The organism is Actinokineospora sp. (assembly GCF_052390155.1).
Taxonomy (GTDB): domain Bacteria; phylum Actinomycetota; class Actinomycetes; order Mycobacteriales; family Pseudonocardiaceae; genus Actinokineospora.
On the sequence record NZ_JBQTHF010000014.1, the window covers coordinates 34,663 to 51,668 of the forward strand.

19 protein-coding genes are annotated in these 17,006 nt (G+C 70.6%); 7 read left to right on the plus strand and 12 right to left on the minus strand.

The window, feature by feature from the left end:
* The first annotated feature begins 31 nt into the window (after positions 1–31).
* The gene (locus tag ACT4N7_RS05930; protein WP_444827564.1) at positions 32–796 is read left to right on the plus strand and encodes a DinB family protein; all 765 of its coding nucleotides are present in this window, start codon (positions 32–34) and stop codon (positions 794–796) included.
* The gene (locus ACT4N7_RS05935; protein WP_444827565.1) at positions 793–1,101 is read left to right on the plus strand and encodes a hypothetical protein; all 309 of its coding nucleotides are present in this window, start codon (positions 793–795) and stop codon (positions 1,099–1,101) included. Before ACT4N7_RS05930 ends, ACT4N7_RS05935 begins: the two co-directional genes overlap by 4 nt.
* Before the next feature lie 129 nt (positions 1,102–1,230).
* Here ACT4N7_RS05935 and ACT4N7_RS05940 read toward each other — a convergent pair whose 3' ends face one another.
* The 3 genes from ACT4N7_RS05940 to ACT4N7_RS05950 all read right to left on the minus strand — a co-directional run bounded on the left by ACT4N7_RS05940 (position 1,231) and on the right by ACT4N7_RS05950 (position 2,412).
* Positions 1,231–1,629: an MmcQ/YjbR family DNA-binding protein gene (locus ACT4N7_RS05940; RefSeq protein WP_327581645.1), complete on the minus strand. Its 399-nt coding sequence runs from the start codon at positions 1,627–1,629 to the stop codon at positions 1,231–1,233.
* Positions 1,630–1,711: 82 nt separating this feature from the next.
* Positions 1,712–2,026 carry a hypothetical protein gene (locus tag ACT4N7_RS05945; RefSeq protein ID WP_444827566.1) on the minus strand — a complete coding sequence of 105 codons (315 nt, stop codon included), beginning with the start codon at positions 2,024–2,026 and terminating at the stop codon, positions 1,712–1,714.
* Positions 2,023–2,412, minus strand: a complete 390-nt coding sequence (locus ACT4N7_RS05950; protein WP_444827567.1) for a LysR substrate-binding domain-containing protein — start codon at positions 2,410–2,412, stop codon at positions 2,023–2,025. Before ACT4N7_RS05950 ends, ACT4N7_RS05945 begins: the two co-directional genes overlap by 4 nt.
* Positions 2,413–2,737: 325 nt before the next feature.
* On the opposite strand from ACT4N7_RS05950, the gene ACT4N7_RS05955 reads away from it, so the two are divergent.
* Positions 2,738–3,631 carry a recombinase family protein gene (locus ACT4N7_RS05955; protein WP_444827568.1) on the plus strand — a complete coding sequence of 298 codons (894 nt, stop codon included), beginning with the start codon at positions 2,738–2,740 and terminating at the stop codon, positions 3,629–3,631.
* Positions 3,632–3,683: 52 nt separating this feature from the next.
* Here the strand turns inward: ACT4N7_RS05955 and ACT4N7_RS05960 are convergent, their stop codons facing one another.
* From ACT4N7_RS05960 to ACT4N7_RS05975, 4 genes are all read right to left on the minus strand, one after another.
* Entirely contained in the window at positions 3,684–5,651 is a 1,968-nt protein-coding gene (locus tag ACT4N7_RS05960; RefSeq protein ID WP_444827569.1) for a hypothetical protein, read from the minus strand.
* Positions 5,652–5,711: 60 nt separating this feature from the next.
* A complete protein-coding gene (locus ACT4N7_RS05965; RefSeq protein ID WP_444827570.1) occupies positions 5,712–6,695 on the minus strand; it encodes a hypothetical protein in 984 nt (327 codons plus the stop codon).
* A gap of 89 nt (positions 6,696–6,784) precedes the next feature.
* Complete coding sequence (locus tag ACT4N7_RS05970) at positions 6,785–7,432, minus strand: vWA domain-containing protein (protein ID WP_444827571.1); 648 nt, start codon at positions 7,430–7,432, stop codon at positions 6,785–6,787.
* Positions 7,433–7,521: 89 nt separating this feature from the next.
* The gene (locus ACT4N7_RS05975; RefSeq protein ID WP_444827572.1) at positions 7,522–7,677 is read right to left on the minus strand and encodes a hypothetical protein; all 156 of its coding nucleotides are present in this window, start codon (positions 7,675–7,677) and stop codon (positions 7,522–7,524) included.
* A 180-nt stretch (positions 7,678–7,857) separates the two neighbouring features.
* On the opposite strand from ACT4N7_RS05975, the gene ACT4N7_RS05980 reads away from it, so the two are divergent.
* Complete coding sequence (locus ACT4N7_RS05980) at positions 7,858–10,812, plus strand: tetratricopeptide repeat protein (protein WP_444827573.1); 2,955 nt, start codon at positions 7,858–7,860, stop codon at positions 10,810–10,812.
* A 186-nt stretch (positions 10,813–10,998) separates the two neighbouring features.
* Here the strand turns inward: ACT4N7_RS05980 and ACT4N7_RS05985 are convergent, their stop codons facing one another.
* The gene (locus tag ACT4N7_RS05985; protein WP_444827574.1) at positions 10,999–11,838 is read right to left on the minus strand and encodes an SRPBCC family protein; all 840 of its coding nucleotides are present in this window, start codon (positions 11,836–11,838) and stop codon (positions 10,999–11,001) included.
* 84 nt (positions 11,839–11,922) lie between these two features.
* Between ACT4N7_RS05985 and ACT4N7_RS05990 the strand changes: the two genes are divergently transcribed.
* On the plus strand, positions 11,923–12,561 hold the full coding sequence (locus ACT4N7_RS05990) for a PadR family transcriptional regulator (RefSeq protein WP_444827575.1): 639 nt from the start codon (positions 11,923–11,925) through the stop codon (positions 12,559–12,561).
* Here ACT4N7_RS05990 and ACT4N7_RS05995 read toward each other — a convergent pair.
* The 3 genes from ACT4N7_RS05995 to ACT4N7_RS06005 are packed head-to-tail and all read right to left on the minus strand — an operon-like array spanning position 12,558 to position 14,833.
* Positions 12,558–12,977, minus strand: a complete 420-nt coding sequence (locus ACT4N7_RS05995; RefSeq protein WP_444827576.1) for a hypothetical protein — start codon at positions 12,975–12,977, stop codon at positions 12,558–12,560. The genes ACT4N7_RS05990 and ACT4N7_RS05995 overlap by 4 nt on opposite strands.
* 46 nt (positions 12,978–13,023) lie before the next feature.
* The gene (locus tag ACT4N7_RS06000; protein WP_444827577.1) at positions 13,024–13,560 is read right to left on the minus strand and encodes a hypothetical protein; all 537 of its coding nucleotides are present in this window, start codon (positions 13,558–13,560) and stop codon (positions 13,024–13,026) included.
* Positions 13,561–13,588: 28 nt separating this feature from the next.
* A complete protein-coding gene (locus ACT4N7_RS06005) occupies positions 13,589–14,833 on the minus strand; it encodes an ABC1 kinase family protein (RefSeq protein WP_444827578.1) in 1,245 nt (414 codons plus the stop codon).
* A 162-nt stretch (positions 14,834–14,995) separates the two neighbouring features.
* Between ACT4N7_RS06005 and ACT4N7_RS06010 the strand changes: the two genes are divergently transcribed.
* Both ACT4N7_RS06010 and ACT4N7_RS06015 read left to right on the plus strand, forming a co-directional pair.
* Complete coding sequence (locus tag ACT4N7_RS06010; RefSeq protein WP_444827579.1) at positions 14,996–15,526, plus strand: SRPBCC family protein; 531 nt, start codon at positions 14,996–14,998, stop codon at positions 15,524–15,526.
* A 111-nt stretch (positions 15,527–15,637) separates the two neighbouring features.
* Positions 15,638–16,234 carry a hypothetical protein gene (locus ACT4N7_RS06015; protein ID WP_444827580.1) on the plus strand — a complete coding sequence of 199 codons (597 nt, stop codon included), beginning with the start codon at positions 15,638–15,640 and terminating at the stop codon, positions 16,232–16,234.
* On the opposite strand, the gene ACT4N7_RS06020 is transcribed toward ACT4N7_RS06015, so the two are convergent.
* A complete protein-coding gene (locus ACT4N7_RS06020) occupies positions 16,235–16,963 on the minus strand; it encodes an SRPBCC family protein (RefSeq protein ID WP_444827581.1) in 729 nt (242 codons plus the stop codon). It abuts the gene before it with no gap.
* Positions 16,964–17,006: the final 43 nt, after the last annotated feature.

The following is a 17,006-nucleotide window of genomic DNA, read 5'->3' on the forward strand; positions in this document are numbered from 1 at the left end:
GCGGGCGGGACGGATACGGGAAACTGTCCCGATGCCTGCTGAGTACACCCAAAGTGACCAGTTCCGTGGTGCCCGCATCCACCTGTGCGACCTCTCCGGCCTCGAGATTCGCGATTGCGACGTCACCGGCCTGAAGATCGTGGACTGCTATGGGGGCAACGTCTCCCTCGGTGGCGGCTTCGAGCGTGTCGTTGTCAACGACGTCGACGTGACCGCCTACGTCGAGGCCGAGCTCGACCGGCTGCATCCCAACCGGGTGCTGGCCCGTGAGGCCACGTCCGCCGCCGAATACCGGGCCGCTTGGGATGCCATCGAGAAGCAATGGGAGGAGACGCTCGACCGCGCCAGGCGCCTACCCGAGGCGAAGCTGCACGAGCAGGTCGACGGCGAGTGGTCGTTCGTCGAGACGCAGCGGCATCTGCTGATGGCCAGCGATGCCTGGATCGGCAACGCCGTGCTCGAGGAGGACGCGCCGTACCACCCGTTGGGCCTTCCTGGCGGCGGGATGCCGGCCGAAGCATCGGCGAAGCTCGGGCTCACCCTCGATGCCACCCCGACGCTCGACGAGGTACTCGCGCCGCGGCTCGCCCGCATGGCCACGATGCGCCGGGTCGTCGACGAGCTCACCGAGGCCGAGCTCGACCGGGTATGTGGTCGCAAGCCGGCCGACCCCTACCCGGACAAGGAGTACGTCGTGCGCCGCTGCCTCACGGTGGTGTGCAAGGAAGAGGCCGAGCATCACCGGTATGCGGTCCGCGACCTCACCGTGCTCGAGGCCGGTGCCCGAACCGAGTGAAGGCGCGTCCCGGCAATGGACGGCGATCTCGCGATCCTGCGCTCGACCAGCCCATCTTGCTGTCGGAGCCCCTCATCGCACCCGCACTGCCCAGCCAGGGCGCGGTGCCGACCGGCGAGGTAGTCACGACCGGCTACGGAAAGACCAGCAATGCGGGCTTCCCCAACGAACGACGCGAGGTCTTCCTCGATGTCACGCCGCGGTGGACCTGCGAAGGCATCTACCAGTTCGTGAAGCCGATCACGCCCGGAATGAACTGCACCCGCAAATCCGGCCAGACGGCCGGAGCATGCGGCACTGGGTGATGTCGTCATCGGAATCGTCTCCTGAAATATCTCTGGCCAGTGCGGCAACCCGATCTATCCCACCGTGAATAGGAATGTTTCTCAGCACCGAACCTGGATAAGCGGCAACGTGGAGAGGTAGCCGGCGGTTCATCCACCTGCCTTCAGCCGGAACGCGAGGCGGCGGGGCGCCTGCACGCGATAGCTGTCCGTCACCAGCTCGGCAACCTCGACCCAGTCCGTCTCGTCGTCCAGCACCATTCCCACGACATTCACACCCCAGTCGGCCCGGAAGAACGGAGGGCCGGCATGCGCCAGCGCGGCCAACTCCCCGGGCGGCGCCCGGAAGGTCATCAGGATGGCCGGATCGTCCATATCGATGTACGCCGACCGCCTCCCGTCGGTGGTGTAGACGTGCAGGAACGTCCGCCGGCGAATCCGCCACCGCAGGCCGATCCACGCCGGCTCCTCGTACGCCTCGGGCAGCTCCCCGCAGATCACCCGGAGCCGGCCCACAACGGCGGGTGGAACGTCCGCGATGTCGCTCATCTGTACCTCCCGCGCCCATCCTGCCCGCCGGGTAGGACATCAGCACATCAGAGTCTCCGGGGTTGGCGGGGCCGCGCCGACGTCATAGGACTATCGGGCCCAGCTCGGTGACGACGCTGGCAAAGGTTCGGATGAGATCGGTTTCGGCGGCGGTGCGCCAGACAAGCGCGAAACGGGCGAGTGGTGCGTCGCGGATGAGCGGGTAGGCGATGCCGGGGTGTGGCGCCAGGCGTCTGGCTTGGGCCGTCACGGGTGCGATGGCCTCGCCGGTGAGCAGGAGTGGGATCTCCTGGTCGAAGCCGGCGACTTTCGGGCCGATGGTGATCGGTCGGCCGCTGGGGGTGTGGGTGGGGATGAAGGTGTGGCGCCAGTAGTCCGGCGCGGCGCCGCCGATCACCGTCCGGTCGGCGAGGGCCTCCAGGGAGACCGAGTCCTGTTGGGCCAGGGGTCGGTGGCGGACATCGCCATCACGATGGGTTCGGTGAACACGACGGGGCCAACGGTGAGGTCGGGCTCGCGGATGGGCAGCCACGGGAGCGTCGCGTCCAGCTCTCCGGCGCGCAACGGACCGAAGGGGTCAGCGAAGGTGAGGACACGGATCCGCACCTCGCTGTCCGGGCGGCGCTCGGCCAGGGCGTCGAATAGGGGGCGCAGGTCGTCGAGGTTCCACCCGAAGATGCCCAGGCGCAGCACGGCGGCTTCGGCCCAGGAAGACTGCCGGGCCCGTTCCAGGCTGTTCCGCAGGTCGCGGTAGACCTGTCGCAGGTCGTCGCGCAGCCGCACACCGGCCGACGTGCGGGGGACCGTTCTGGTGGAATGAGATCTGTCCTCGAGGACGCGGTTCACACCCAACCGCGCTCTTGGCCAGGGCGCGGGGGTGGACCTGCAACGGAACCGTTTCTCCACTTACAGCGATCGCGAGCCTGGTATCCGCGTGAGCCTTGGAGGGCCGCCGACGACAACGCAGTGTTTCATAGGTGGTCACTTATGAAACAGAGAGCACCCGGCTCCGGCGATAGGCGCCGACCAGGGTCGCCCGGGCGAGAATCGTTTCACGCCGTGTTTCAAATCGATTGTGTTTCAAATCGACTCATGAAACGATTTCCGGGTGAGTGACACCACGGAAGCGTTCCTGCGGGTGGAGGCCTTCGCCTGCCCGATGTCGACGTGCGGAGTCCCGGCTGGATCACCGTGCCGGACGACCAAGAACCGGGTGGCCGTCCAATACCACACCGCCCGGTTCAAGCTCGTGCCCGCGCTGGCGAAGGTGCTGAACGTGCTGACCCCGGCGCTACGGCGGCCGGGCACCGCCTGGACCCGGCTGCCCGCACCTCCCGCAGCCACCGCGCCGACCGGGCACGCCAAGATCGGCTACGCACGCGCCTCCACCGCCCGCCAATCCCTGGACACCCAACTCAACGCCCTGAAGACGGCTGGGGTAACCCGCGTCTTCTCCGAGAAGGTCTCCACCCGCATCACGACCCGCCCCGAACTCGAACGCGCCATCGCGCACGCTGCGGACCTGCGCGCCTCCGGCGTCGCCGTCACCCTCGTCGTGCACGAGCACAAGCGGCTCGGCCGCGGCCTGGAACTCGCAGAGCTCGCCGAACGGCTGCGCGCCGGCGACATCGGCCTGGAATTCCTCACCGGCGAACTCCAAGGCCACCACGACCCCGGCGGTATCGTGTTCGCCGTCCTGGCCGCCCTGTCCGGCATGGAACGCGAGTACATCCGCGACAAGACCCTCGACGGCCACGAGTCCGCCCGAGTCCGCGGCAAGAACATCGGCGGCGCCACCGTCACCGACCCCGCCATGCTGTCCATGGCCCTGCACCTACGCGGCCAAGGACAGAGCCTGCGCGACATCGCCGCCCAACTCCTCATCACCCAAGGCAAGAAGAAGGGCAAACGACCTTCACCCGCCACCGTCATGCGAATGCTCCGCGACCACGACGAACACGCCACAGCGGCCGAGACCAACGAGATAGAGCCGGCCCGCTGACGAGCACCAAAGCTCTACCTTGCGGCTCGCCGTAGCTTCAGGAGTCCTGGGCCTAGTCGGGCTCCAGTTCGCCGAGCCGGGGATCGCCGAGTTCCCGGTAGATCTCGATCAGGCGCCGGGTGTTCGGCGCTACCTCGACGCCGAGTTCGCACAATGCCCGCAGGGCCGCCGCCTCGCCGCGCCGCGAGCCGTCGACCGCGAATCCCGTTGCGGCGCGCCGAAACCAGGCTGTGGCGTCGAGCCCCAGGGCGGTGCGGACGAGCCCGATCTCCAGCGCGGTCTTGGCCTGGTTGTCGGTCTCCGCGGTGGTGTCGAAGTAGTCCGCCGCGCGGGTCAACTCCTCGGCCGCGTCCTCGAATCGGCGCGCCTGGGCCAGGAACCGACCGCGCTGCAGCTCGATGATCGCGCGGGTTCTCGGCAGCGCCTCAGAGTCCACTAAGGACACTGCCTGCGATTCATCCAAATAGGATAGTGCGGATGCCGGGTCGCCCTGCGCGGCAGCGACTTTGCCCAACCACTCCAACGCGGACTGCACGCCGGAAGGGTCCCCGACCTCGCGGGCCGCCGCCAGCGACTCGGCGAACAGTGCGGCCGCGTCGGCGAGCTTGCCGGTCTTGAGGAGCACGGCACCGGACTGCGACGCCATCCGCATCACCGCCCGGCGGTCGCCGGTCCGGTTCGCGGCGGCCAGACCCGCCCGATGGGTCGTCTCCCAGTCCTCGTAATGCCCGTGCAGGTGCAGCACGCCCCACAGGGCCTCGCACAACTGCCACGCCAGGTCGTCGGCCTCGTGCCGCTCCGCCAACAACACGGCGTCCACGAGATTCGCCCGTTCCAGCTCCAGCCACGCCAGCGCCTTCGCCCGGGCCAGCTCGGGCGTTTCCGCCGTGTGAGCGGCCAACGCGGCGTACCGCGGCCCGCTTCTCGGCCTGCCCGAGAGCGCCTTGTCGTACGGCACCGCGGTGTCCAGGTACCACTCGATGCCCCGGATGGCCGCGGGCACGGCCGCGTCGGGCTCCTCGCGGACCAGGCAGTCCCGGGCGTGCCAGCGCACGAGATCGTGCATCGCGTAGCGGTCCGCGCCGACGCGGCTGAGCATCTGGGCCTTGACCAACACCGCGAGATCCGCCTGGACCTGCTCCCGCGACCCGCCCAGCAGCGCCGCCGCCGCGCTCGCGCGGAACTCCGTGCCAGGATGGACACCCAGCACGATCCGATACGTCCGCGCCACCCCCGCCGACAACCCGGCGTAGGTCCGATCGAAGCTCTCGCGGACAAAGCCCTGCGCGTCGTCGTCCAGCGCGGCCATCCCCCGGCTGCTCAACCGGCGCAGCAACTCGGGCCGGTCCCACCGCTCGGTCATCGCGACCTGCGCGGCCGTCGTCGTGATCGCCAGCGGGTATCCCCCGCAGCCGCGCACCACCGCTGCCGGGTCCACCCCGTCGACCGAACACCAGTCCGGGCCGAGCATCCGCTCGAACAGCTCCGCGCCGAACACCGGGTCCAGCGGCGGCACCGGCACCGGCCGGAAGCCGAGTCGAAACAGCTCCCGCATCGGCGTGCGGCACACCGCCACCACGGCGGATCCCGGCGCGGACACCAGGAACGGCTTGACCTGGGCCGGATTCGGCACGTCGACCAGCACGATCAGCAGCTTCTTGCCGGAAGTCTTGGTCAGCAGGCACTTCTGCCGGTCCGACACCGACACCGGCAGATCGCCCGCGGGCACCCCCAGGGCCACCAGCGCGCTGCCCAGTGCCTCGCTCAGCGCCGCCGGGTCGCCGTGTTCGGCGTCGCCGAGGTCCACCACGACCGCGCCGTCGGGGAACCGGTCCGGCTCCTCCCAGTACAGCTTCCACACCGCGCTCTTGACCCCGACCCCGCCCGCGCCGTGCAGCGCGACGAACGCGGGCAGGCCCAGTTCGTCGGCCTTGCGGAACTCCGCCCCGATCGCCGCCCGCACCGCGTCCCGGTTCACGAACACCGACGGCACCACCGGCACCTGCCGAGGAACACCCACGCGACACCCCTCCCACCGTCGCGTCGAGCGTACCGACACCGTCACCCTCCGCGCACGTGATCACCACTCCCAGGCGGCGCCGTACTCGTGGCCGGGGGTGAGGTCGTGCACGGCCACGTGCACGTCGCCGAACTGGTCGACCGGGAGATCACGGGAAACGTCGGCCAGGGACCAGATCCGCTTCGGCGGCGCGGCGCGGTCGAAGCGGAGGCGGAGTTCGAACCGGTCGCACCGGTGCTCGGGCGTGTAGCCGACGCGGGGACAGAGGGCGCGGGCGGTGAGAACTTGGCTCCGCAGGGCGAATTCGTGGGTCTCGCCGCGGCGGAGGCGGCGCGGCAGGCCGAGCACGACGGTGCGCCGCCCGGCCTGGCCGATCCGGTGCCCGACCAGGGTTCCGCCGTAGAAGACGTCCACCGCCAGGTCGTCCGACGCGGGCCAGGCGGGCGCGACGAGGGGGGTCGACATCAGCTCGGCCAGGTCGTCCTGGTCGGCCACGACCTGCCGCTGCTCGACCGCCTCCGGCCGGTCCCGGTCGAGGGCGAGCATCACCCGGAGGTCGCTGGTGTGCCAGCCGGTGGCGGGCGGCTCGGCGACGGCGGTCCTGGCGGTGGCGAGCTGGGCGAGCTGGATGATCGCGTCGTCGACGCGTCTGCGGGCGGTGCGCGGGTCACGGCGCAGCCGCGCGGCCACCAGGCCGACCCGGTCCTGGTAGAGCGGCAGCCGGGTGTCCGGCGCGATCGCGAACGCGGCGAGCGCGGCGGCCCGCAGGTCGGCGGGCAGCTCGTTGGCCAGGTACTCCAGCCTGCGCGACACCTTCAACCTGATCTCGGCCGGACCGTCGTCGTCGGACATGCCGGAGATCTCGCGCAGCCTGGGTCCGACGCGCTCGGCTATCCGGCTGGCGTGGGTCCCGCGGCCTTTGCGCAGCGCCTTCAGCTCGCCCACCAGTTCGGTGAACACGGCGGCGGCCACTGTCGCCGTGTGCCGCGCGGAAGTGTTGACCCGCAAGGCTTCCGTTCGGTCCGGGTGCCGAAACTCGATCATGGCGGTCCTTTGTTCGTGCCCGCCGATCAGGGTGGCGACCGCGCATGGATCGGCCGTGGACCAGACGTGGAGCCGGTCCCCGCGCCTGCTCAACCCCGGTCCACCTGGGAGAACCCGGAAATCCGGGCAGGCACCCTGACCTGCTCGCCGTCGCAACCGGAGGCCACCACCGAGGTCGTCAGCGCCTTGGCGAACTCGCGCACCGCCTGGCCGGGGGTGATCCCGCTGTCGCTCATGTACGCCTTGAACGTGCCGATCCGGCCGATCGTGGCGGCGTCGGCGTCACCGATGCCGAACGCGATGATCTTGGGGTGCGCCGGCCAGTCCGGGTCGGTCAGGCGCGCGTGCGCGGCGGGCCACAGCGCCGGATCGGTCGGCTGGCCGTCGGACAGGAAGAACACCGTCGGCTGGTAGACCTGGTAGGACGCCGCTGTCAGCGTGGCGACGTCGCGCTCGATGGTGTCCCGCAGCAAGGTGAACGCGGAGCCGAAGTTCGTCGCCGCCCGCGCGGACAGGCCGGTCATCTCGGTGACGTCGCCGAGTCTGGACAGCGGCACGAGGACCTTCGCCGATCCGGCGAATCCGATCAGGCAGAACCGCGTGGTACCCGTCACCGCCGGATCGGTGCACACGGCGCGACGCAGTTCGCGCAGACCGGCGTTCACGGTATCCATGTGATCCGCCATCGAATACGACTCGTCGCACGCTGCATAGAACGGCAGCACTCGCTCTGACATCGGGGCTCCTCGCGATGGTGACCGCCCGACCCTCGGGCAGGCACTGACCTGACAGCCAGTCTCGCAGCGGGAATTGGATCGACCGTGGATCAGACGTTGAGGCCCGGATCGGCGTCGTCGAATTGGACAACTTGGTGGCGTTGAGTGGACATTTCCGCACGCAGGTACACGCCGACCAGGATGCCGACCACAAAGGCGACCAGCAGAATCCTGACAAATCCCGAGAACGGGACGATTATTCTCATGACGGCCTCCGGGGAACGAACACGGATCACTTCGCCAAGGCTGGCCCGGGTCGCGCGCCCCGGCGGTGACGGCGGATGGACCAGACCTGGAGCAGGGCTTGATCTGCGGAATGACACCTTCTCGGCCCGTCGAGCGATGGGTTTCACTGGAGGCAACACGGCGCGATGGCGGGAGGCGGGATGGAAGTACTGCTGCTCGGTCCGTTCGAGGTGCGCAGCGCGGGCGCGCTGGTGCAACTCGGTGATCTCCAGCAGCGGTACACGCTGGTCGTGCTGGTGCTGCACGCGAACAAGCCGATGTCGACCGAGCGGCTGATCGACATCGTGTGGGCAGGGCAACCGGTGCCGAAGACGAGCGCGAACCTGATCGCGGGCTACATCAAGGGATTGCGCAAGGCGTTCCGCGACGCGGACGTGACGGCGGCGTCGATCGACACGACGGGGACCGGGTATCTGCTCAAGATCGATACGGAGCTGATCGACGCCACCCGGTTCCGGGGTTTGTGCGAGCGGGCGGCCAGGGCCGGGGAGCGGGGTGATTCCGAACAGGCGCGGGTGTCGCTGCACGAGGCGGTGGACCTGTGGCGGGGTGACTTCCTGGAGGGCTTGGACATCGACCGGGTCGGCGGCAGCGAGGTGCTGTCCCCGGCGGAGGCGCGGCTCGACGCGTTGGGGGATCTGGCCGAGCTGGAGCTGGCGAACGGAAACCACCGCTGGGTGCGGGATCGGCTGCGGGTGCCGGTTCAGGTGAACCCGACGCGGCAGCGGCTGGCCGGGTTGCTGATGCGGGCGCTGGTGGCCAACGGCGACCGCGTGCAGGCGATGGAGGTGTACCACCGGACCCGGGAGGCGTTCGACGACTACGGCATGAAGACCTCCGTCGAGCTGCAGATGCTGGCGAACCTGGCGCTGCGGGAGGAGCCGCGCAACACGGTGCCCGCGGCGCCCGCCTGGTTCACCGGGCGCCGGGAGGAGCTGGCGACGATCGAGTCGCGGATGCTGCGCGCGACGCACGTCGGGCGCGCGCTGGTGCTGTGGATCAGCGGGACGCCGGGCGTCGGCAAGTCCGCGCTGGCGCTGCGGGCGGCGTTCCAGCACCGCAGGCGGTTTCCCGACGGACAGATTTTCGTGCAGTTGAACGGTTTCACCCCTAATGTGGAGCCGACGGCACTCGGCGAGGCGGCGGCCAAGCTGCTGGGCGACCTCGGCGTCCCGCAGGAACGGATCCCGGGAACCGCGGCCAAGCGGGTCGAGCTGTACCAGGCGATGCTGTCGGGCACCCGGACGCTGGTGGTGTTGGACAACGCGGCGTCCGAGGAGCAGGCGCGGCCGCTGCTGCCCGGGACGGCCGGGTGCGTCGCCATCGTGACCAGCAGGCGGCTGGGCGCCGTGAGCGGGATCCAGCTCGAACCGCTGACGCCGGACCAGGCGGCCGAGCTGTTCAGTGACCTCGTCGGCGCCGAACGGGTGCGCGACGAACCGCGCCTGGTGGCCGAGGTGGTGGCCCGGTGCGGGTGGGTGCCGATGCAGATCACCGTGACGGCCGCGCAGTTCGGCCGCCACCCCCGCTGGCCGCTGCGGCACCTGCTGGACCTGTTGGCCCAGGCACCCCCGGACGGCGCGGCGGTCGCGTACACGGTGTCCTACCAGCAGCTCTCCGAGCCGCAACGCACCCTGTTCCGGCTGTTCGGGCAGATCCCGGGACCGGACCTGAGCACGTCCGGGGCGGCCGCGCTCGCGGACCACTCCGTACCGCGGGCGCGGGCGCTGCTGGAGGACCTGCACGGGGTGAGCCTGCTGGCCGAGACCACGCCCGAGCGGTACCTCATGCTCGACCCGCTCAAGGAGTACGCGGCGACGGTGGCGCCCGCGACCCCGCACGAGTCGGCCGAGGCGATGGACCGGCTGCTGGACTTCTACCTGGTCAGCGCGGCGGCCGCGATGAGCGTCGCGTTCCCGTTCGAACGGGACCGGCAGCCGACTGTGGACCGCACCAGTCCGGTCGCGGCGAGCTTCACCGACGCGGGCGCGGCCAAGGCGTGGCTGGCCGCCGAGCGGGCGAACCTGGCCGCCGGGATCACCTACGCGGCGGGCCACGGGCGCCCGGAGCACACCTGGCAACTGGCCGTGCTGCTGTGGTTCTGGTACCACACCGCCGGTCACCTGCAGGACTGGTCGGAGACCCTGGAACTCGCCCGGCAGACGATCGGCACCGCGGAGTCGAACCGGCCCGGCCTGGCGTATGTCCTCTTGCGACTGTCCGGCGCGCGATTGCGGTCCGGTGAACCGGATCAGGCGCTGGAATTCGCCGCGCACGCCTTGTCGATCTGGGGACAGTTGGGCGACGCCGGAGGCGAGGCGGCGGCGCTGTGCGCGATCGCGATGGTCGCCATGCACCAGGGCGAGAACCAGCAGGGCACCGCGCATTTCGAGGCAGCGCTGGAAAAGTACCGGCACATCGGCGACAAGCGCGGTGCGGCGAACGCGCTGGGCAACCTCGGCTACCTCAACGAGCAGGCGGGAAAGCTGGAGCTGGCCGAGAGCCGCCACCTCGCCGCGCTGGTCCTGCTCCGGGAGATCGAGCACACCCAGGGCCTCGCGCACACCCTGGACAACCTCGGCGCGGTCCGGCAGCGGCTCGGCAGGCTCGACGAGGCGCTGGCCGACCACGAACAGGCCCACCTGGCCGCCATCGAGGTCGGCGACCGCACGTGTGAGGCGTTCGCGCTCAACGGCATCGCCAACGTGCACCGCCGCCGCGGCAGGCTCGACGAGGCGTTGCGCTACCACGAGCAGGCCAGGCAGGTCGCGAACCTGGTCGGCGACCCGAGCCTGCGCACCCAGCTCTACCTCGACCGCGGCGCGACCTATCTCGCCCGCGGCGACCACCGGGAGGCCCTGCGCGCCTACCTCGCCGCCCTCGACCTCGCCGCGGGCATCGGCGACCACGCCGAGAAAGCGCACGCCGCGCACGGCGCCGCCCGCGTGCTGCACGCCGCAGGCAGCCACGGCGAGGCGGTGGAACACTGGCAGGCGGCCGAAGCGGGCTTCGACGAGCTGCGCCTGCCCGAGGCGACCGAGGTCCGGGCGGAGCGCGCGCGGCTACAGTGCGCCTGCGCGGCGGATCCGGCCTGAGGAATCCTTTGTGGACGGACTTTGTGGACAAGCCGGGCGACCCCTTCACGATCGCGGCCACGTGGTCGCTCTCGCGGACCGTGAAGGGGCCTGCTCTCCGGCGACGCGATCGCTCCGGTGCGGTCTCCGGGGCCATCCCACCCACCCTGACTCGTCGTCGGGAGCCAGTTTTCGGACAGCCCAGTTCTACCTCGGACGGCCTGGGCGACACTGTCGCCTGCTTGCTCTTGACGACGCCGCGCGGTCCAGCGGTGGCCACACGCAGCCGAGTTCGACCATGCGCTGCAGGCTCACCAGGTAGCTCCGCCAGCCGAGTCGGCACCGGTCGGCGCGGCAGCCCCCGGTGTGTCGCATGTGGACTCTGGTGAGCAGGCCCGCGGACTCGATCGCCCAGCGCACCACCGTGTCCGGCAGCCGCTGGCCGCGCCAGTGGTAGGCGAGCCGCCGGGGCGGGGCCATGGCGACGATCTCCACCGGGCCCTGGCCGATCCGCGGTTCGGCGGTCCCGGTCGCGGCGATCCACCGATCGAGCCGCGCGGGCTCGGCCAGCGCGGCGAACACCTCCTCGACGGGCGCGTCGATGTCGATCGCGGCGTGGGTGTCGGGCGCGGTGTAGTCGTACTTCGGCGCCAGGCTGCGTCCCTCGACGAAACCGGCGAGGGTGCCCAGGGCCAGGCCCCAGAACGCGGCGAGGTCGGCCCCCGATCCGGGCAGCCGGTGGTGCGCGAGACACACCTGGGTGTCCCCCGATCGGGTCGGTTCGAGCCGGATGTCGGCCGTGGTCTCGACGGCGTCGATGGTCCAGCCGAACCGCAGCCGGTTCTCCCCCGCCGACAGCAGCCGCTGCCTGGGTTCGGCGCCGAAGGGCGTGTACCGACCCCAGAACGCAAACCGGCCGTCGGCGAGCGCGCACTCCGCGTGCTCGGCGAACCACATCCGCAGCGCGTGCGCGTCGGTCAGCGCCTCGCGCACGACGGCCGGTGGGGCGAGGACGACCGCCCTGACCTCGATGCCCTGATCCGTCATCGGCGTGACCCCTCGATGGCACACTATGACGATCAGGCACAGTACGCGGGTGTGCCTGTCGGTCACAAGCGAGGAGAAGCGAAGGTGTCACAGCCGTCTCCCGATGGCGGGTACCCGGCCATGCCCGCCACGGCGTACGCCGTGCTGGGCCTGCTGTCGTTCGGCCCCGAGGTCACCGGGTACGACCTGCGCAAATGGGCGATGAACATGCGCTTCTTCTACTGGAGTCCGGCGCAGAGCCAGATCTACGGCGAGCTGCGCAGGCTGCGGGAGCACGGGTTCGTGCACGAGCACACCGAGCCCCAGCCGGGCAGGCCGGACAAGCGCCTGTACAAGATCACCGAGGCGGGCGTCGACGCCTTCCGCGACTGGCTCGACCACGCCGAGGTCGGCCCGCCCGCGCTGAAGCACTCGGTCGCGCTGCGGCTGTTCTTCGGCCACCAGGCCGATCCGAACCGGCTCCGGGAAACCCTGCGGGACTACGTGACCTGGACCAAGGGCCAGCTCGCCGAACTCACCGACCTGCGCGGCAGACTGGAACCCGACCTCCCCTATCCGGCCATGGTCGCGGCGTGGGGCGAGTCGTACTTCAAGGCCGAGATCGCGGCGGCGAAGGCGGCGATCGCCGGCCTGGATTCGCACGTCGGCGCGGGCGCCCCGACCCTGCGGGCGCGGACCGCGAGCCGTCGACGGTCCGGCCGCGGTCCTCGTCGGTCGCCTTAGCTCAAGCTGGGGCCCGGACTGTCGGTGCGGCGTTCGGCGACCTGGGCGCGCAGGTCCGCGATGATCGCCGCGGTCTCGCGCCGCACCCGGTCCACCTCCCACTGGGACTGCTTGCGCACCCGCGCGATCTCGACCCGGTGGTCCTCGACCAGCCTGCGCCGCTCCTCGTGCGCCTCGTCGAGCGTCTGCTGCCACCGGCCGAGCAACTGGTCGCGTTCGGCGACCACGGCGGCCCTGGCCTGCTCGCCGAGCGCCGCGGCGGCCTGCTGGCGGGTGGCCTCGTCCGCGCGTCGCTGGGCGTGCTGGCGGGCCTCCTCCTTGGCGTGTTCGAGCCGGATCATCCGTCGGGCGCCGAGGTAGGAGAGCAGGGCGGCCAGCACCGCCGCGACCGGACCACCGAGTCCCACCAGGTCCATCGCAACCCACCCTCACCGTGTTCTTGGTTGGGGATCAACACCTTCTTTATAGGTCGGGTCGCCGGTCATGATCTTCTCCGCGCTTGCTGGCGGTGCACCGCCGCCGATGCATGATCATCGCGAGCGCCATCGGCACGAACACGACGGCGTTGTAGAACAGATGCAGCTCCACCCGGGGAATGATCAACTGCACGATGCTGGTGGGTACCCCGCGGTCGAACAGGTTCGTCCCGGTCATCGCCTGCACGAGCAGCAGCAGGTGTTCGAGGTGGTGCCAGACCTGCAACGCCAGCGCGATGTGCCACACGGTGCGGGACCGGCCGGTGAAACCCTTGCCCAGCAGGACGAGGCCGATCAGCATCACCAGCGCGAACCCGTAGTGCAGCCACTCGGAGTGCACGAGCCAGGGAAACGCCAGTCCGAGCACGCCGCGCGCCCGCGGCACCGGCCAGCCGAGCAGGTAGATCTGCACGGCCTGGGCGATGTGCTCGGCCCAGTGCGCGAGCACGATGACCAGGAAACCGTTGAGCGCGCGGCGGTGCCAGGTCGTGTTCAGCTTCGTGACAAGTGCGGACGGGTTCATCTCGCTCCTCTGAGTCTGCAATGGACAGTCAGTCCGCGGCGATCAGCAGGACACCGGACAGCACGGCGTCCGCCAGCACCGGGATGGCCTCGGCCTGGAAGTCGACGCTCGCGTCGAAGTCGTTGATCCGGCCCTCGATCACCAGCAGGGCCAGCAGCGGAAACACGAACTCCGGCGCGGCGAACAGGCCGTGTCTGCGCTGCAGGCCGAACAGGCTCCCCGCGAACCGCACCAGGCTGAACTCGGCGGCCGACCGCCCGGTGGACCGCTCGACCAGCTCGATCAGCCCGGCCCGAAACCCCGCGAGATCGGCGTTCGGGGACACCTCGCGCGCGCTGCGCCGGACGACGTCGGCGCAGTGCGGGCCGTTGCCCTGCGCCAGGTTCAGGAAGAACTCGGCGAAGAGCCTGCGCACCGTGGGCGGCAGCCGGACGACAAATCCGGCGTCCAGCAACACGATTCGGCCGTCCCGGCCGAGATAGAGGTTGCCGGGGTGCATGTCGCAGTGGACCAGACCGTCCAGGAAGAGCATCCGATAGACGCAACGCAGCACCTTGCGGACCAGGTCCGCCCGCTGCGCGGGGGTGAGCGCGGCCGGGTCGAGACTCTCCAGCCCGTCGACGAACTCCATCACCAGCACCCCGTCGGCGCAGGCCGAGTCGATCGGCGCCGGGATGTGCAGGAAAGTCAAGTCCCGCAAGGTGTCCCCCAACGCGCGCAGGGACTCGAACTCGACGGTGAAGTCGGCCTGCCTGCGGACCGCGGCACCGATCTGGTCGAGCACGGTGACGGCCGGGAACCCGCGGAACCCGGGCAGGCGTTGCAGCAGCCGGGCGAATCCGCGCGCCAGCGCGAAGTCCAACTCGATGACGCGCCGGACCCCGCGACGGCGGATCTTCACCGCAACCACGCGGCCGTGCGGCAGGGTGGCCCGGTAGACGCAGGCGATGCTGCCGCTCGCCACGGCGGTCCAGTCGACCCGCAACGGCGGGTAGCGGCCGTACGCCTTGCGCACGGCGGCTCGCGCGGCCCGGCTGGACATCGGCGGGACCTGGTCGTGCAGCAGGCCGAGCGCCGCGCACCACGGGCCGGGAAGCACGTCCCGCCGGGTGCTGAGAAGCTGGGCCCCCTTGACGAACGCCGGGCCGAGCGCGACGACCAGCTTGCGCGCGCGGCGGCGCAGCACCGCGGCCGATGCCGCCCGCCCGCGCGGCGCGGCGGCCACGGCCAGCAGCAGCGCCGAAAGCACATACACCGCAACGGTTGTCAGCACGACGATCGCCCGGCACGTCAGGAGGAACCCGCGAAGGACCATGTGACCGGTCTACCCGGCGGGTTCTCGCCCGGCCTTCTCCCGCGTTGCCACAAGAGTTTTCCGCAAGGCGGCGGCAGGACCGATAAACTCTGGGTCGCGGGGCGTCTCGGGAGGTGGAGCGTGGAGATCGCGGGCTTGCGCGTCATGGTCGAGGTCCCGGTCGCCGCCCCGCCCGCCGAGGTGTGGACCGTGTTGGCAGACCTGCCGCGGATCGCCGACTGGAGCCCGGAATGCGTCAGCGTCGAGTGGGCGCCGGGCTGGGTGCGGGCCGCGCCGGGCGCGCGGTTCCACGGCGTCAACCGCGCGGGCACCTGGCAGTGGTCGGTCGACTGCATGGTCACCGAGGCGGCGCGGCCGACCTCGCTGTCCTGGGTGGTCCTCGGTGCGGCCAAAGACCCGGACAACCCGTCATCGAGCTGGACCTACACGCTCGACCCGCTTTCCGGCGACGGCACGCTGATCACCCAGTCCTTTGTGCATGGTCCGGGCGGCAGCTACCTGGTGCAGGCGGCCGAGGAGAGTCCCGAGCACGCCGCGGCGCTGGTGGACTTCCGCGCCGCTGTCCTGCGGCACAACATGGTCACCACGTTGGCGGCGATGGCGAAGGCGATGGGATGGCAATCGGCGGCCACACCATGCACATCGGACTGACCGAGGATCGCCGATGGCGGGTGGGCAGGTTCAGGACATCGGCGTGCCGCGGCGGGCCGAGCGAATACACTGCACTTTTGCCGAACGTGTCGAATCGCGGGGGGACGGGTCGTGTCGAACCAACCGGACGGACCGGGGCAGCCGCACAACCCCAGCGACGAACTCCCCGGTGTGGGCGAGCCGCCGAGCCCGTACGGGGTTTCGGCGATGCCGCCGCCCCAGCAGACCGCCGGGGACCTGTCCGTCCCCGGGATGCTGACCGCGGCGTCCATCGTGCTGATCCTCGGCGCGTTGCCCTGGCTGGTCTTCCCGTTGATCGCCGGGTTCATCGGGGACGCGGACCCTGGAGGTACGCGGACGGACCCGGCGCTCTACGAACTGGTCATGCCGGTGGCAAGCGTCGTGACCGCGGCCCTGGGCGTGCTGGCCCGGACAGGTCTGAACGCACTGCGCGTGGCCCTCACCGTATCGACGGGCTTCCTCGGCCTGGTCTCGTTGCTGACACTCGCCATCATCGCCAACGAGCTGAGCGAGATCCGACCGGACGGAGCGTTCGCTGACCCGGCGGCGGCGATCATTATCACCGTGGCATTCACCGCCTCCGTGATACTGACCTGGGTCGGTCTGGTGCTGCTGTACCTACCCTCGACCAACACGTTCTTCACCCGGGTGCGGCACCTTCGGCGCCAACAACGCCACCAGCGCTGACTACGGGGGCACGAGGTCGAGGTCGCGCAGGACGTCCAGCCATCGCCCGACCCAGTATCGGCGTAGAGCGATCCGGTGGGGCACGGGCAGGTCCGCGCTGTCGAAGCCGGTGTGCTCGACGGTGAGCCCGCGCCCAGCTCCACCGACGCGGATCGACACGGTCGCGCTTGTCTTGACGCCCAAGGGATGTGCGATCAGCAGTCGACGCGTGGTCGCGGTGGGCGCCTGCGGGAGGACCCCGGTCAGGCGCGCGGTGATCTGGTCGAGGATGTCGTCGGGCAGCTCGCCGGACGGGGTGACACTGAAGGCGATCTCCGGGCTCCACTCGTACCGGGAGCGTTCGCCAGTTGTGGCGTACCGACTCAGCCGCGCCAGGAAATCGCGCCAGCCGCCGAGGACGGCGGGGGCGTCCGGGCCGAGGAGGCCGCTGTCACCCACCGCAACGCGGGTCCGCGCGTCGCCCACGGGGTCGAGGTCGACCCGCACCTGGTCCTCGTCGCCGATGCCGAGCAGCCGCCAGCGCAGTCGCAGGCCGGTGGGCGCGGCCACCTCCAGCACGTCGACGGCGAAGAAGTCGCCGTCGCCGAAATCGATGCGGAGCGGGCCGGGGATGTCGAGCCTGCCGGTCGACGTGCCGAACCACTCGGCGAGAGCGGCGGGATCGGCCCAGCAGCGCCACACCCGGGCGGCGGGCATGCCCACCACCGTCTCGACCTTCGGACCGTCCACGCGCCGCTCCCTCTCCCACCGGTGTGGGGGGGGGGGCGCCCCG